General features: G+C 72.5%; 14 protein-coding genes and 1 pseudogene. 5 read left to right on the top strand and 10 right to left on the bottom strand.

Annotated elements, in window-relative coordinates; genetic code table 11:
- Positions 1-83: 83 nt before the first annotated feature.
- Positions 84-605 carry a GNAT family N-acetyltransferase gene (locus ABT048_RS29110; RefSeq protein WP_350524513.1) on the top strand — a complete coding sequence of 174 codons (522 nt, stop codon included), beginning with the start codon at positions 84-86 and terminating at the stop codon, positions 603-605.
- 40 nt (positions 606-645) lie between these two features.
- Here ABT048_RS29110 and ABT048_RS29115 read toward each other — a convergent pair whose 3' ends face one another.
- Together ABT048_RS29115 and ABT048_RS29120 are read right to left on the bottom strand one after the other, a co-directional pair.
- Entirely contained in the window at positions 646-1,971 is a 1,326-nt protein-coding gene (locus ABT048_RS29115) for a Tim44 domain-containing protein (protein WP_350524514.1), read from the bottom strand.
- A gap of 243 nt (positions 1,972-2,214) precedes the next feature.
- Positions 2,215-2,448 carry a hypothetical protein gene (locus ABT048_RS29120; protein WP_350524515.1) on the bottom strand — a complete coding sequence of 78 codons (234 nt, stop codon included), beginning with the start codon at positions 2,446-2,448 and terminating at the stop codon, positions 2,215-2,217.
- A gap of 225 nt (positions 2,449-2,673) precedes the next feature.
- On the opposite strand from ABT048_RS29120, the gene ABT048_RS29125 reads away from it, so the two are divergent.
- Positions 2,674-2,823 (top strand): hypothetical protein, encoded by a 150-nt coding sequence (locus ABT048_RS29125; protein ID WP_350524516.1) that lies wholly within the window; start codon positions 2,674-2,676, stop codon positions 2,821-2,823.
- Positions 2,824-2,922: 99 nt separating this feature from the next.
- Entirely contained in the window at positions 2,923-3,465 is a 543-nt protein-coding gene (locus ABT048_RS29130; RefSeq protein ID WP_350524517.1) for an NUDIX hydrolase, read from the top strand.
- A 1,028-nt stretch (positions 3,466-4,493) separates the two neighbouring features.
- Here ABT048_RS29130 and ABT048_RS29135 read toward each other — a convergent pair.
- From ABT048_RS29135 to ABT048_RS29170, 8 genes and pseudogenes are all read right to left on the bottom strand, one after another.
- Positions 4,494-5,224: pseudogene (locus ABT048_RS29135) on the bottom strand (alpha-amylase family glycosyl hydrolase); the annotation flags it as partial.
- 210 nt (positions 5,225-5,434) lie between these two features.
- On the bottom strand, positions 5,435-5,863 hold the full coding sequence (locus tag ABT048_RS29140; RefSeq protein ID WP_350524518.1) for a hypothetical protein: 429 nt from the start codon (positions 5,861-5,863) through the stop codon (positions 5,435-5,437).
- 217 nt (positions 5,864-6,080) lie between these two features.
- Positions 6,081-7,103 carry a TolB-like translocation protein gene (locus ABT048_RS29145; RefSeq protein ID WP_350524519.1) on the bottom strand — a complete coding sequence of 341 codons (1,023 nt, stop codon included), beginning with the start codon at positions 7,101-7,103 and terminating at the stop codon, positions 6,081-6,083.
- Positions 7,104-7,176: 73 nt separating this feature from the next.
- Positions 7,177-8,448, bottom strand: coding sequence for an MFS transporter (locus ABT048_RS29150; RefSeq protein WP_350524520.1), 1,272 nt, complete (start codon positions 8,446-8,448; stop codon positions 7,177-7,179).
- 3 nt (positions 8,449-8,451) lie between these two features.
- The gene (locus ABT048_RS29155) at positions 8,452-9,348 is read right to left on the bottom strand and encodes an alkaline phosphatase family protein (RefSeq protein WP_350524521.1); all 897 of its coding nucleotides are present in this window, start codon (positions 9,346-9,348) and stop codon (positions 8,452-8,454) included.
- 180 nt (positions 9,349-9,528) lie between these two features.
- Positions 9,529-10,866, bottom strand: a complete 1,338-nt coding sequence (locus ABT048_RS29160) for a S8 family peptidase (protein ID WP_350524522.1) — start codon at positions 10,864-10,866, stop codon at positions 9,529-9,531.
- Between the two features lie 288 nt (positions 10,867-11,154).
- A complete protein-coding gene (locus tag ABT048_RS29165) occupies positions 11,155-11,298 on the bottom strand; it encodes a hypothetical protein (RefSeq protein ID WP_350524523.1) in 144 nt (47 codons plus the stop codon).
- Positions 11,299-11,587: 289 nt separating this feature from the next.
- The gene (locus ABT048_RS29170) at positions 11,588-12,604 is read right to left on the bottom strand and encodes a helix-turn-helix domain-containing protein (RefSeq protein ID WP_350524524.1); all 1,017 of its coding nucleotides are present in this window, start codon (positions 12,602-12,604) and stop codon (positions 11,588-11,590) included.
- Between the two features lie 270 nt (positions 12,605-12,874).
- Between ABT048_RS29170 and ABT048_RS29175 the strand changes: the two genes are divergently transcribed.
- Together ABT048_RS29175 and ABT048_RS29180 are read left to right on the top strand one after the other, a co-directional pair.
- Positions 12,875-13,624, top strand: coding sequence for a TetR/AcrR family transcriptional regulator (locus tag ABT048_RS29175; protein WP_350524525.1), 750 nt, complete (start codon positions 12,875-12,877; stop codon positions 13,622-13,624).
- Positions 13,621-14,997, top strand: coding sequence for a carotenoid oxygenase family protein (locus ABT048_RS29180; protein ID WP_350524526.1), 1,377 nt, complete (start codon positions 13,621-13,623; stop codon positions 14,995-14,997). The genes ABT048_RS29175 and ABT048_RS29180 overlap by 4 nt, the downstream gene beginning before the upstream one ends.
- Positions 14,998-15,002 lie beyond the last annotated feature (5 nt).

Genomic DNA, 15,002 nt, shown 5'->3' on the forward strand with positions numbered 1-15,002 from the left:
GGAGCCCGGCAGCGTGGGGGCGGGGCGCTTCGGGCTGCGGCCCGGTGGTGGGGGTGTCGGGGTGGGACCGTAGTGTCACCTGCATGGAGAAGACCGTCACGTACCTGGAAATGACCGACCCGGGCCAGCTGCGGCCGTCGCCGGCCGTGGATGCGCTGGGCCTCGTCGCGGCCGACGGGGCGTCCCCGGGGGTGCAGGCCGTGCAGGCGCGGGTCGGGGCGCCGCACGGCTGGCGCAGTACCGCCCGTACCGCTGCCGACTGGGCGGCGCACCTCGCCGAGCATCCCCGGCGCCGGTACTGGCTGCTGACGTACGGGGGAGAGCCCGCCGGGGTCGCCAACCTGGAGCCGCATCCGGGCGGCGAGGTGGAGATCACCACGTTCGGGCTCGTCCCGGAGTACGTCGGGCGCGGGCTCGGCGGCTACGCGCTGACGCTCGCGCTGCGCCAGGCGTGGGCCACCGAGCCGCTCGACGCCGGGGCCGTGCGGCGGGTCTGGCTGCACACCGACACCGAGGACCACCCCAACGCGCTGCGCAACTACGAGAGCCGGGGCCTGCGCGCGTACCGGACCGAGACCGTCGGCACGGCCAGGGAAGGGTGCTGAACCAGCGGGCGACGGCGGGGGTGGCGGCGGTGGGGTGTGGCTACTGCGTGTCGGCGTCGATCACGGTCCAGGCCTTGGCCGAGGTGTCGTCCAGCCGCAGGTCGAAGGTGAAGGCGATCGGCCTGCGCTTGTGAGCGTCACCGCGCAGTACCTCTTCGGTGCGGCGGTCGACTTCGTAGTAGACGCCCTGCGCGTCGACCGCGACACGGAAGACGACCGGCTCGCGTGAGACCAGCGAGCGCACGGTGACCGACGTGACGGTGGCCTCGCGCAGGACGGTCCGGCGGGCCGTGCGGACGGCGGTGAAGTCGAGGCTGCCGTCGTTCATGACCCATTCCTCAAGGAACCGCTCGACGGCGACCTCCAGAACCGCCCTGTCGAACCGGCCGTCGAGGACACTCAGATCGCCGGCGGCACGGTCGGCGTCCGTGCTCCACGAGATGTTGGTGAGGGAGAGGATGTCGCTCGCCCCGGTGACCGTGCTCTTCTGTGCGACCTCAAGCACCGCGTCCCGGGCCACCTCCTTCTGGTCCCAGCCGTCGGTCTCGATGGCGTTGCTCAGGTGGTGCGCTCCCTCGGCGGCCTGCTCGATCGAGGACACGATCCACTCGCCGACCGCACTCTTGCGCAGCGTCCAGTACTCGACCGGGCGCGTCGAGCCGTCCTTGCGCACGGCCTGCCGGCCGTCGCCACGGCGTACGTAGTCGCGCAGCGTCGCGGTGATCCGGAAGGTGACGGTGTCGTTCACCTCGCCCGCCCGGTTGGCGACGTCGACCAGCTCGACGACCGGACCGTCGACGATCTCCACGACGTTGACCTCGCCACGCGACTCGTAGTCGCGCAGTTCCTCGGACCACTTGCCGTACAGCACCGGGGACAGGATCCGCTGCAGCGTCGCGTGGTCGTGTCCGGTCCACGCCCGCTGGGCCGTCACGTACAGCCACACCGCGCGCTGCTCCAGCGCCGCGCGGTCGAAGGTCGCATCGGCGTCGGCGATGGCATCGACCCGGGCCGAGACCTGGGCGGAGCGCTCGCGCGCCTGCTCGTCCGCACGGTGCGCCGTACGGTCCGAGACCGTGTTCAGGCCGCCCGCAAACGCCGCCTTGCGGCGCCGGGACCTGAGCCACAGGATCAGCAGGACCACGGCCACGATCACCAGCACGGCGACGAGCCCGCCGCTACCGGCGACGAAGCCGGTCCCGAAACCGACTCCGGAGCCGCCACCGGACCCGTGGAAGCCGCCACCGCCACCGCCACCGCCGTGGCTGCCCCCGCCACCGCCGCCACCGCCGAACCCGTGACCGCCACCCCCACCGCGGGCATAGGCGACCGTCGGGCTGCTCAGCGCGACGGCTCCCGCGACCACACATATCCACCGGCGGACGCGCACCGGGGCCTCCCTCCAAAAAACCGCAGACCTTCCAGGCGAACAAGCGTACAAGCCGAGGGTGTACCGGAAACATGGAGACCCACAGGTCACCTGGCAGCGGGCAACGGCGGACCCGCCAGGGCAGGGACCCCAGCCCCGCACAACGTCCGGGCACCCGCCCGCGCCCTGTCCCGGGACGGGCGTTGCGTTGAGGTGCCGTGAAGAGTTCCGGCCGCTCGATCAGTCCTCCGGCCGAAGCCGCTGACGAGCGGCTTCAAGCCGCTCGTGATAGTCAGATGCGAACAGCCCAGGAAGCGCTTTGTCCAGCGTTCCGGCGATTCGATGGATCGGTGCCCACAGCGCCGGATCGTCGACAACGCGGCTGAGATCCGTCATCTGCAACTTCTCCAGCCAGTGCGACAGCACCAGCGCCTCGTCACTCGTGAGCTTGATCGTGACCTGGCTGTCACTCATGCACACCCCCTACGGCTCGCCCCGCCCCGACCACACGAACCTACTGGCTCTTCGCCCTTGACCCCACCCATGGGGGCGGCCGCGAGGAGCGCGGCTTCGGGCACGCGAGCGTGTCCAGTGACCGCGGGCCGATCTGGCGGATCACCCCGATGCCCTTCTCCCGACGGGTACCTGCCGCCGGCCGTCACCGGGGGCAAGAACACCAGCACCGCTCACCCGGCCTTGATGGTCGAGGAGATGGACCCCTGCCACCTCTCCCCGGTCATGCGCGCCACCGGCTGCCGTCTGCGGCGCATCCCCCTGACCGGCGTCGGGATCGAGCACGTCCCGCAGAGCGAAGCCCGCACCCTCCACGGCTTCCCCGGGGCACTCTAGGAAGCGACACCAAACCCCGTTCTCCTCCCGGCCGTTGTGCCGGGAGGCACCGCCGGGCTACATCCGGTCCGGCCACGTCCACCGAGGAGATCCACACCCATGAGCACCACCGAAGCGACGACCGAGAAGCCGTTCAGCAGGATCAAGGTCCGGGTGACCGGCCTGGTCTTCTGCGGCGACGACGTCGCGCTGCTGCGTCGGGACCGCACCGACTCGACGCACTACACCACCATCGGCGGAAACGTCGCCGCCGGCGAGGACTTCCGCGCCGCCGCCGTCCGGGAACTGCAGGAGGAGCTCGGGCTCGCGCCGGACCAGGCCGGCGACCTGGAGCTGGTCGCGATGGCGGATGCCCGGGTCACCCGGCCCGGGCCGACCGCGCCGCCCCGGAAGATCCACCTGATCTACCGCACCCACGTCACCCCGGAGGTCCGCGCCACCCTGGCAACCCAGGAGTTCGACGAGCTGCCCGACGGTAGCCACGAGGTCGGCACCATCGAGTGGATCGACTACCGCAAGGTCGGCGACCTGCCGCTGTTCCCGCCGATCGGCAAGGTCCTCGCCCAGCTGCCCTCGCCGCACGCGCCGCTGCCGACGTTCGAGCTGGAGCCGGTCACCGACCAGAACTACACCTGGATCTGACCGCTCCATTGTGTGGGCCCGCGCCGCTGGGCGTCCCGGGCCCACCCGCGCGTCACGACGTCCGGCGGGAGAAGTCGTTCACCGCCGGGTCCGGCAGCCGGTACGGTCCTGACCTCGGCTACGCGGCGGCCAGACCCCATCCGAACGAGAGAGGGGATGGGCGAAGAACTCGGCGAAGCCCCGTGCTGGCGCGTACTGCACCGGGTCACCTACGTCAGCCGGGTGCTCGCGCCCGTTCCGCCGCACGGGGCGCCGCCACCAGCAGCGCCGCCCTGGCCGCCACCCGCAGCGCCCTCGCCACGCAGCGGCCCGAGCTCCTCCCCCAGGCTCCCGAGATCATCGACTACCTCACCCGCTCCTTCGGAATCCCGGAAGAGCGAACCGACATCCGCCCGGCCCTCCGGCAGACCGGAGGGCCGGGCTTCCACAGCTCCCCCGCCCATCGGACAGGGTCACCTGCGCGGCCCCCGGTACGGGACGGCTTCCAGGCACTGCTCGGCCTTCGTGCCCGGACCGGACGCCGTGCCCGCGTCGGCCGGCGCCGACGGCCCATGCCACATATCTATACGAACCATGGCAAACTGGTCGCAAGTGATCGTGCTCTACAGAGGAAAATCACCCATGACCCATGGAGCCCACCCCCATGCTCCTACCGTCCGCGCAAACATCGACCGGGCCCGCGGCTGCGAAGAATGCCTCAGCTGGGGCACCGTGATCACACCCGAGGGCCGCCACGTGCTGTGCCCCAAGTGTCAGCACCCTGATTGAGCACGCGACCTCCGCTCCCCGGCCGGCGGCCTCCGGGCCGCCTCCGACGATTACGGTCGGTAGCCGACCCACCGCCGCACGCCCGAGCGGTCGCCACCAGGTGCGACAATCGCGGCTGCGCCTGCCTCGGCACGGTCACCGCGGCCGCCCTCCTCATCCGGCTCCGCACGTGATCGACCGGACGAGTTCCGGGGGGCGTCAGACCTGCAACCAGAGGGCGGTGTCCTCGGGGAGCTCGCCGGCCGGGCCGAGCGGTCCGCCCGGCCGGGGTCGGCCGGGTTGCGGCCCTTGCGCTCCCGCATCGGGTCCTGGCGCAGCTCGTCGGGGATCTCCTCGACCTCCCACAGGCCCAGTTCCTCACCCTGGTAGAGGTAGACCGAGCCGGGCAGCGCCTGGGTGAGCAGCGCGGCCGCGCGGGCCCGGCGGGTGCCGAGCGGCAGGTCGACCGGGCGGCAGGTCGACCGGGCGGCAGGTCGCCCGGGCGGCCGTGGCGACGCGCGTAGATGGCGAAGGAGGTGTCCTCGCGGCCGTAGCGGGTCACCACCCGGTCCACGTCGTGGTTGGAGAGCACCCGGGTGGCCGGCGCGTGCACGGCCCGGTGCAGCCGCAGCGTGTCGTCGATCACGGTGCGCAGCGCCTTGGCGTCCCAGGCGCACTCCAGGTACGGGAAGTTGAAGATGGTGTGCAGTTCGCCGGGGCGCAGGTAGCGGGCGAGCCGTTCGGCGTCGGGCAGCCAGACCTCGCCGATCAGCACCCGGCCGCCGGAGTAGGAGTCGGCCACCCGGCGCCAGGAGCGGTAGACCTGGTGCACCTCCTCTCGGTCGGTGTAGGCGTGCTCCTCGGGGTCGTCCACCGGCAGCGCCGGGTCCTTGATCAGCAGGGCTGCCGAGTCGACCCGGAAGCCGTCGGCGCCGCGGTCGAACCAGAACCGCAGCACCGACTCGAACTCCTCCCGCACCTCGGGGTGGTCCCAGTTGAAGTCGGGCTGCTCCCCCGTCGATCCACTGGGGCATCAACGCCCTCCGGATCCGCCCCGCCCACTGACCCGGAGCGTCCGGGCCCGAGCCCGGGCGGGCCGCCGGGGCCGAACGGAGCCGAGACAGGGGGCGGGGCGCAGCCGCCGCGTGGCGGACCGAGGCAGGCCGACCCGGCAGGCCGGGGCGGGCCACCGAGCGGACGCCGCCGGACGGCGGGCCGGGGGTCAGCTGTCGGCCGGTCCCCTCAGGGTGGCGTCGCGGCCTCCGTCGGTCAGCTCCGCCCACCGCTCGTACTCCTGGCGCACGTACGGCCGGGCCGATGCCTCCCACGTGGACAGGGCGGGCCCGGCCGGGCCCAGGACGAACCGCCCGTCGGCCAGGTCGAAGGCGAGCAGCTCGTACGCGGTGCGCGCGGCCTCGGTGGCGTCGCTCTCGTCCCCGCTGCGCAGGGCCAGGCGGTCGGCCAGAGCGGCCCGGCGCAGCCGGAACTCCCGCTCCAGGGAGGCCCGCGGGTACTCGCCGTCGTGCCGGAGCGCGGTCCGCAGCCGGGTCACCGCCGCGTCCTCGGCCGCCGGCCCCAGCGCAGCGGCGTACGCGCTCTCCGGCGCCGGGGCGTCGAAGCCCTCGCCGGCATGTGAGTGGTGACCGGTCACGTGTGTGTCATCTCCTCGGGTCATGGCTGAAGTCCGGTGCGCACCAATCCCCTTGGGTGCCGGAGATGGTCCGCCCTCGCTTCGCCGGGGCGCCAGACTACCGTCTGCGCACGCGTGATGACGGCATGTCTACCGGGCAGTAGGGACCGGGACCCGTCGCGCCGCCACGCGGGGCACGGACGGCGCGCATCGGGCGGCGGCAGCTCCGGTCGGTTCGTCACCGCACGACGGCGGGGGCGAGGGCCGCGGGGGCGAGCACGGTCGGGGTGCCGGTGCCGTCGGCGGGGACGGTCCACAGGTCGCTGCCGTCGTCGCTGGGGAGGGAGTAGGTGAGTGTGCGGTCGTCGAGCCACAGGGCCTGGTCGTCGAGGGAGCGGTCCTCGGCGGTCGCGGTCTCGGCCATGGTCGTCAGGTCGAGGACGTAGAGCCGCCAGGGCGCGTCCTCGCTCAGGCCGGGGACGCGTTTCTTGTAGGCGATGCGGGTGCCGTCCGGCGACAGGGACGGGCACTCGACGTTGTCGTGCAGTGTGGTGAGGGTGTGCCGGACGGCGTCCCCGGCGACCAGGTGGGTCCGTCCGCCCGTGGCGAGGGTGGCGTAGAAGTGCTCGTCGTCGGCGAAGGTGACGCCCCAGATGTTGGTGTCGGCGGCCCGGTAGGGCTTTCCGTCCAGGGTGACGGCGTAGGTCTCCAGGTCCTCCTGGAGGGTCCAGGTGCGGGTGTCCAGGATGGAGGTCCGGGTGGAGAAGTCGGTGCCGGCGTAGGAGTCGCCGCCGACGAAGACCGTCCAGGCGACGAGGTTGCCCGAGGGGGACACTCGCGACCGGGTGGGGATGCCGGCGAGGTCGTAGTGGCGGCGCTCGTGCAGGTCGGCGTCGAGGACGACTGCGCGGTAGGTGTCCGCCAGGACGCCGTGGACGGCCTGGAGGCAGATCCCGGTACCGGCGGCGGCGTGGAACCGCAGGCAAGCGGGCGTCGCCACCGTCCGGGTGCCCCGGGGATCGTCGAGGGGGACCGCGGCGAGGTGGTCGCGCTGGGTGCCCCAGGTCATGCTGCGGAACACCAGCCGGGCCCCGTCGCCGTGCGGGCCCAGGCCGACGGCGCCCGCCCGGGCCGGCGGCCCGTCGCCCGTCCGGCCCGCGCCCCGGGCCTGGTCACTGGCGTGCAGGACGGTCCACACGCCGGCCGCCGCGAGGACGGCGGCGGCGGTGCACAGGACGAGGAGACGGCGACCGAAAGTCATGTACGGGTCCTCTTCGACAGGGTTCTTCGACGGGCAACAGGCGGGGGCGGAGAAGCAAGCGCAGGGCGGGTGGTCAGTCGGCCGGATGCTGCGCCCCGTCCTCGGCGGCCCGGCCCACCAGGCGGGTGGCGACCGCGACGGCGGCGGTGAGGGCCGCGGCCATCGCGGCCAGGGCGACGGTGTCGCCCCAGCGGCTCCAGAGCGCGCCGACCGCGATCGAGCAGGCGAACCGGCCGGCCGCCTGGCCGGTGCCGACCAGGGCGAGGCCCGCGCCGCGCCGTCCTGCGGGTACGGCGCTCGCCACGGCAGCGGCCAGGACGCCGTCGGTGGCGGCGTAGAAGAGGCCGTGCAGGGCGAGGACGACGGCGGCGAGGACCGCGCCGCCGCCGGGCCGGGCGAGCAGCAGGCCGTAGCCGGCCAGCAGGGCGCCGTGCCCCAGGACGAACAGGCGCCGGCGCCCGATCCGGTCGGCGAGCGCGCCGACCGGGACGGCGGCCAGCAGGTAGACGGCGGCGGTCCCGAGCGGCAGCAGCGGGAACCAGGAGGCGGGGAGGTCGAGTCGGCGCTGGAGCAGCAGGTAGACGAAGGAGTCGCTGACCGTGGCGAGGCCGAGGAGGGCGGCGCCCGCGGTGATCCTGCGCAGCGCCGGGAGGCGGAGCAGCTCGCGCAGGCGCAGCCGTGCCACGACGGCCCGCGGCGCCGGGCGCAGGCTGCGGCCGGGGACGAGGACGACCAGGACCAGCACGCCGAGGGCGGCGACGTACGAGCTGACGAGGAACACGGCGTGGAAGCCGCCGGGGGCGCCGCGCAGGAGGAGGAATGCGAGGAGGGGGCCGCTCAGGGCGCCGGCGGTGTCCATCGCCCGGTGGACGCCGAAGGCGCGGCCGCGGTGCTCGGGCGGGGTGGCGAGGGAGATCATGGCGTCGCGGGGCGCGGTGCGCAGTCCCTTGCCCACCCGGTCGACGGCGAGGACGAGGCCGATCAGCGGCGCCGTGCGGACGAGGAGGAGCGCGGGGCGGCAGAGCGCGGAGAGGCCGTAGCCGGCGGCGGCGACGGCCTTGTGGCGTCCGCCGCCGCGGTCGCCGAGGAAGCCGCCGAGCAGCCGCAGGACGGCGGAGGCGCCGTTGAAGACGCCGTCCAGCAGGCCGAAGCCGAGCGGGGTGACGCCGAGGGCGGTGACGAGGTAGAGCGGGAGGACGGCGGTGACCATCTCGGAGGAGACGTCGGTGATCAGGCTGACCGTGCCGAGGGCCAGGACGGTGGGGGCGATCCGCGCGGACCGCCCCGGCCCGGGGGCCGGGGCGGCGGCGGACGCCGCGGGGCGGCGGCTGTCCGCGAGGTACACGCGTCAGCTCCAGACGCCGGCGATGTCGGTGGCGTCGGCGGCCTTGCCGGCGTGCTTGCCGACCCCGGCCAGGTCCTCCAGGGTGCGGAGCATGTCGTAGTGGTTGTACTTGGTGGTCGGCGCGCTGCCGGCCTTGACGGGCTGTCCGTACAGCACGGTGGGGATCTGGTTGCCGCTCTGCTTGTCGTCCTCGTCGTAGGTGATGACCAGCAGGCTGTTGTGGGTCTTGGCCCAGGAGGCGTACGCGCCGAGGTTGTTCTTGATCCAGCTGTCGCCGGTGCCGACGGAGCAGTTGTGCATGTCGCTGCAGAGGTTGGGGGTGACGAAGGAGACCGTCGGCAGCTTGGTGAAGTCCGTGGGGAACTGGCCGAAGGTGTGGCCGGTGCTGGTCGGCACGTTCTTGAACGCGAACCAGGGGTTGTGCTTCTGGGCGTAGTTGCCGCTCTTGCAGGTGGTGGAGCCCTCGCTGGGCAGCGACTCGTTGTAGCTGCCCCAGGTCTTCCCGGCCGCGGTCAGTTCGGAGGCCAGGTTGGCGGCCGACATGGAGCCGACCTTGTAGCAGTCGTCGCTGGTGATGCCCTGGGTGCTGCCGGAGAAGACGGCGAAGTAGTTGGGCTGGCTGGGGTGGGTGATGCCGTAGGAGGCCTTGAGGACCGCGCCGCCCGTCGCGAGCGAGTTCAGGTACGGCGCGTCCTTGCTGCCGATGATCTGCTTGTAGGCGTGGTTCTCCATCATGACGACGACGACGTGGTCCGGCTTGGGCACGGCCACCGCCGCGGAGGCGGAACCGATGCTCACCGTGGCGGTGGCGGTGCCCGCCGCCAGGGCCGTCGGCAGGGCGACGGCGAGCAGGAGCTTCTTCCGGGAACGGCGGTGACGACGGGGGGTGACGGCGGACATGTGTGTCTCCTGTCTGGGGAGGTGGGTGGGGAGGTGGGACGGCGGCCGGTACCGGAGCGTGGTGTCCCTGCGCCCTGGACGGACGGGGAACGGGACACCCGGATTGCCGGTACCGGGCCGGGCTACGGAGGGGGCGGTTGCTTCAGGGGCCCCGAGCCGTGGTCATCGGCGAGGCTCCGGCTACTTGGCGGCGTTTGCCGGCCCGCCGACGTAGAGGAGCCGGTTGGGGGTGCCGGTCCCGGCGTTGCCGATCTTGCCGGGGGTGGCGGCCTTGATCAGCGCGTCCTGGACCTGGGCGGGGGTGGCCGTGGGGTGGGCCGACAGGTAGAGGGCCGCGGCACCGGTGACGTGCGGTGCCGCCATCGAGGTGCCCGTCAGCTTGTGGCTGTCGTTGTCGCCGGTGTTCCAGGCGGAGGTGATGCCGGTGCCGGGGGCGAACAGGTCGGTGCACGTACCCCAGTCGGAGTCCGAGCGGCGCTGGTCGTCGGAGGTGGAGTTGTTCACCACGATGGCCTCGCCGATGTCACCGGGCGAGTTCCTGCACGCGTCGGCGTTGCCGTTGCCGGAGGAGACCACCCAGGTGACCCCGGAGGCGATGGAGTTGCGGATCGCCTTGTCCTCGGCGGCGCTGACGCCGCCGTTGATGCTCATGTTGACCACGGCCGGCTTGACGGCGTGCTTGGTGATCCAGTCGGCGGCGGACACGATGGCCGAGGTCGGGATGGAGTCGTTGCAGGGGGTGACGCGGACGGAGACCAGCTTCACGCCCTTGGCCACGCCGTAGTCCCTGCCGCCGATGGTGCCCGCGACGTGGGTGCCGTGCCCGATGCAGTCGGCGCCGTTGCGGCCGTCGCCGACCAGGTCCACCCCGATGACGGCCCGCCCGCCGAACTGGCTGTGCGTGGTGCGCAGTCCGCTGTCGACCAGGTAGACGGTGACGTTGGAGGCGGTGTTCGGCGCGGTGTAGCTGTTGTCCAGCGGCAGGTTGCGCTGGTCGATCCGGTCCAGACCCCAACTGGCCACCGAGGAAGCCTGGGTAGCCTCCGGAGCAGACCCCGAGTGCCGGACGCTGTCCTGCTCCACGGACTCGACCGCCGGGTCCGACGCCACCGACTTCGCCTGGGCCGGTGTCATCTCGGCGACGTAGCCCTGCAGCGCCGTGTCGAAGACGGTGCGGACGGAACCGCCGTGGGCGTTCGCCAGCCGGCCGGCGACGGAGGCGGCCGACGTCTGCGCGGCCTGCACACCTTGGGCGGTGGCCGCCCGACCGGCTTCTGCGGCGGCTCCCTGGGCGACGTCCGAGGACGCCACCGCGCCGTCCTTGAACACCACGAGGTAGCGGCCGGCTATGGGTTCTGCAGCCGTCCGCGCCCCGTCGGTGGCGTGCGGGGCGGCGTTCGCCGGGCTGATCACCACGGCGGCCGCTGCGGCGGCGACGACGGTGGCGGCGACGATCACGGTCGTCGGCTTCGTCCCGCGGGCGTGACGACGGGTGCGACGGGTGCGGTACAGGGACAAGGCAACCCCTTGGGGGAGTGCGGCGAGGGTTCGCCGGTTCGGGAACGTGGACGGGGGACGCGTGTCGGCCGACGACGCGGAGGCTGTCGCCGTTCGAGCGGATCCATGACGGTCGGGCTCATCCGGCCTGCGGCACGCGGGTGGGACGGCGGGTGGGGACGACGGGTGGGACGGCGGGCGGCCCGGGTGGCGGTGCGGCGCGTCGGGTCGCGCGGACCCGGGGCGTTGTCCGGAGGTGGGGGGCGAGGGCCCGCGGCCTCTGCGACCGGCCTGCGGAAGCCCCGCCCGTCACCCCCTCGTCGTCACGGAGCTCACGTCGGACTCCCACGGCTTCTCGCCGGGCAGCGAGGCGGTGGAGGCCTGGGCACCGGCGGGGACGAGCGCGGCGACGCAGACCACGGTGCCGGCGCCGGGGGCGAACTTCTGGGGCATGGACGTTCTCCTGCTGTGGGGTCAGGGAAGTGGTGGTGCTGAGCGGGGGCTGCTCACCCCGGCCCGGTCGTGGGGGGCACGATCGAATCCCGGGGAACGGGCCCACCCACCGCACCGTGCGGAGGATTCGCGCTCCAGCCGGTGGGGGGCCGTGGGGAATAGAAATACCGTCAGAAATGCTCCGCCAGGCGCCACTTGCCGCCATTGGCGCGTTGTGGCCACAAAGGTCGGATACGGCCGGTCGCGCGGCGAGTGCGGGCACCCATCCCCGGAACCGCTCCCGACCTGGTCAGATCCAGCCGTTGCGCGCCGCGTGCAGCGCCATCTGGAAGCGGGTGACCGATCCGGCGCGGGAGTTGAGCTGTTCGAGGTGGCGCGAGAGGGTGCGGCGGCTGACACCCAGCAGTTCGGCGATGGTCTCGTCGGTGACCCCGGTGGCGAGCAGCTCGATGATGCGCCGGTGGATCGGGGCGAGTGCCGACGGCACGCGGCCGCTCAGGTGCATCGGCAACGCCGTCCGCCAGGACGCCTCGAACAGCCCCGTGAGCGCGGACAACAGGCTCGACGGGCGGACCAGCAGCAGGGAGTCGTTGACCTCCGCCTCGACGAACGACATCGACACGATGGCCAGTCTGCCGTCGAAGATGGTGAGCTTCACCGGGACGGTGGGCAGGATCCGGGCCTGTTCCCCGGCGGCGATGCACGGCTTGATGTTGACGGCGTAGTAGGCGGCGTCCTGGACGGCGGACCTGGAGTACACGACCCGGTACGCCACGCCCTGCCGGAGGTTCTCGATCTGGATCGGGTTGGCCGCCCGGTTCGTGTGGTAGGGCGGCGAGTCGAAGCGCAGGACCTCGCTCTCGGCGGCCGCTTCGATGGTCTCGATGCGCTCCACGATGGAGTCGCCGGTGACGACCTCGACCAGGTTCTCGGTCGGTTGGGGACTGACCGAACGCCGGTACCCGCCATAGGCGTTGACGGCTGCCTGCTGGGCCTCGCGGAGCTCCGCGGCGCGGCTGTGCGCCAGGAACTCCAGCGCGACGGTGGGCTCCACGGGCACGTGCCGGCGCCCCCCGGTCTCCGAGACGGTGACCAGGCCCAGTCTGCGCAGCTGTGCGAGGTTCTCGTCGAGTGCCGGGTCCCCGTCCGGGCCACCGTCCCCGGGGGCTTCCCGGTCACGCCCCGGGTTCCGGGCCGGCTGCTCGCCGTCGCCGGACCGGACGGCGAGCAGCGCCGTGTAGGCCTCCGCTTCACGGCGCGTCAGTCCCAGACGACACAGGTGCGTCGGCAGGTCCTCGTCGGTCATCAGCGTTCCTCCCGGTGAGGGCAGGCCGACTCGCGCGTGCACCGGAAACGGCACGGCCGCTCCGGCCCGTCGCGGCCGGCTGCGTGCGGTGTGCCCGGCATCGTGACACGTACCAGTCGGTAGGTGTCGGGCAGGACCACCCCGAACCAAGATCCACACCGGGCCCGACCGAGATCCACACCACCCGGCCGAGCCCCGGACCGGCACGGCATCCGGAAGGAGGCCCGCACCCGCGACCCGGCGGGCCTCGCGCACCGTACCCACGGTCAGGTGGCCCTCCCGACCGCGGTGTTGCTCATCCTGGTGGCCGTCTTCCTCACCTGGTGCGTGCGACGCGGCGAGTCGCCCGGGCCCCGGGTAACAACGTTACCCATGGGCTACAGTGTTACCGTGAACACGTCTTACCAGGACGCTCAACGCGCCGGCCAAGCAGCCGTACGCACCGTGATCCTCGACCACGCCATCGACCTGCTGGTCACGGAGGGGCCCGCCGCGCTGACGATGCGGCGGATCGCGACCGGGATCGGCGCCTCGACCAAGGTCCTGTACACCATGTTCGGCGGCAAGGAAGGGCTGGTCAACGCGCTGTACCGGGAGGGGTTCGCCCGCCTGCGGCGCGTGCAGCAGCAAGTCCCCCGGGCGGAGGACCCGTTGACCCACCTCAACGACCTCGCGGGCGCCTACCGTGCACACGCACTGGCCGAACCGGCCTACTACCGGGTGATGTTCGAGCAGGCGATGCCCGGCTTCCGGCCGAGTGCCGAAGCCCTGGGCGCAGCCGAGAGCGCCTTCGACGCCTCCGTGGCGGCCGTACAGGCATGCATCGATTCCGGCGTGTTCGGGCCGGGAGACGCGCACGAGATCTCAAAGCTTCTCTGGGCGGCGGCACATGGGGCGGTGAGCCTGGAGATCGCCGGCCACTTCCCGCCGGAGGCCGCGGCTCGCCGCTTCACCACACTGATGGCGGCGGTGGGACAGGCGTTCCTCGCCGACGAGCAGGGACAAGGACGGACGTCATGACGATCAACCGCTATCTGTCGGGGAGTTTCGCGCCGGTCACCGAGGAGGTCACTGCGTTAGACCTGCCGGTCACCGGCCGGATCCCGGCCCACCTCAACGGCCGCTATCTGCGGAACGGCCCCAACCCGCTCGGCATCGAGGACCCCGCCGCCCACATCTGGACGCTCGGTGCCGGCATGGTGCACGGCGTCCGCATCCGCGACGGCCGTGCCGAGTGGTACCGCAACCGCTGGGTGCGCTCATCGGCCGTCGCCGACCGGCTGGGGGAACCACGGCGCGGGACTCCCGTCGACGAGCGACTGGACATGGCACCGAACGTCCAGGTCGCGGGACTCGCGGGCCGCACGTTCGCCCTGTTGGAGGGCGGGATACGCCCGTACGAACTCAGCTACGACCTCGACACGGTGGGCCCCTGCGATCTCGGAGCGACTCCTGAGGGCTACAGCTCCAATGCCCATTCCGTCTTCGACCCGCACACCCGGGAGCTGCACTCGCTCGCCTTCCTGTACGGCTCGCCGCACGTCCAGCACATCGTGATGAACGAATCCGGCACGGTGGTGCGGACCACGCTGATCCATACGCCCGGAAATCCCTACATGCACGACTTCGCGCTGACCGAACACCATGTGGTCCTCTTCGACGCACCGGTGGTGTTCAGTGCCGCTCAGCTGCCGACCGGAGTCCCCTTCGTCTGGGACGAGTCCCACCAGGCGCGGGTGGGAGTGATGCCACGCACGGGCGGCGAGGTGCGCTGGTTCGAGGTCGCCCCCAGCCTGGTGGGCCACACGCTCAACGCCTACGACGACGGCACGGACGTGGTCGTCGACATCGTCCGACACCCCGAGGGCTTCGACATCAGGGACTTCGGCACCAGCCGTCCCACTCTGGACCGCTGGCGGGTCGACCTGGTCACCGGAAAGGTCCGCGAAGACCGGCTGGACGACCGCATTCAGGAGTTTCCCCGGGTCAACTCCCTTTGCATCGGACGCCCTCACCGATACGGGTACTCGGCCGCGGTCGAGCTCTACGCACCGCCCACCGGTCCGGGCGACCCGCGGCCGAACGAGGGGTTCAGCAGTGCGCTGCTCAAGCACGACCTGGTACGCGGTACGACCGAGGCACACGAGTTCGGCCGGTTCGGGGCCGTGGGCGAGGGCGTGTTCGTCCCCACGGAGTCGCCCGTCGCCGAGGACGACGGATATGTGATGGCTTATGTGCACGACCCCGGGCGCGGCGCGGCGGATCTGGTGATCCTGTCCGCCCGGGACTTCACGGGCGAGCCGGTCGCCCGCGTCCACCTTCCCGTGCGGGTCCCCCTCGGCCTCCACGGCAACTGGGTCCCGGGGGACCCATGGAGCGGCGCCCGTCCCTAGGGACC

Source organism: Kitasatospora sp. NPDC096140 (assembly GCF_040303045.1).
Classification (GTDB): Bacteria; Actinomycetota; Actinomycetes; order Streptomycetales; family Streptomycetaceae; genus Kitasatospora.

Excerpts from the sequence above, each read along its gene's own strand:
- ABT048_RS29110 (WP_350524513.1), top strand. The coding sequence starts at position 84 with ATGGAGAAGACCGTCACGTACCTGGAAATGACCGACCCGGGCCAGCTG.
- ABT048_RS29120 (WP_350524515.1), bottom strand. The coding sequence starts at position 2,448 with ATGAGTGACAGCCAGGTCACGATCAAGCTCACGAGTGACGAGGCGCTG.
- ABT048_RS29125 (WP_350524516.1), top strand. The coding sequence starts at position 2,674 with ATGGTCGAGGAGATGGACCCCTGCCACCTCTCCCCGGTCATGCGCGCC.
- ABT048_RS29130 (WP_350524517.1), top strand. The coding sequence starts at position 2,923 with ATGAGCACCACCGAAGCGACGACCGAGAAGCCGTTCAGCAGGATCAAG.
- ABT048_RS29145 (WP_350524519.1), bottom strand. The coding sequence starts at position 7,103 with ATGACTTTCGGTCGCCGTCTCCTCGTCCTGTGCACCGCCGCCGCCGTC.
- ABT048_RS29155 (WP_350524521.1), bottom strand. The coding sequence starts at position 9,348 with ATGTCCGCCGTCACCCCCCGTCGTCACCGCCGTTCCCGGAAGAAGCTC.
- ABT048_RS29165 (WP_350524523.1), bottom strand. The coding sequence starts at position 11,298 with ATGCCCCAGAAGTTCGCCCCCGGCGCCGGCACCGTGGTCTGCGTCGCC.
- ABT048_RS29170 (WP_350524524.1), bottom strand. The coding sequence starts at position 12,604 with ATGACCGACGAGGACCTGCCGACGCACCTGTGTCGTCTGGGACTGACG.
- ABT048_RS29180 (WP_350524526.1), top strand. The coding sequence starts at position 13,621 with ATGACGATCAACCGCTATCTGTCGGGGAGTTTCGCGCCGGTCACCGAG.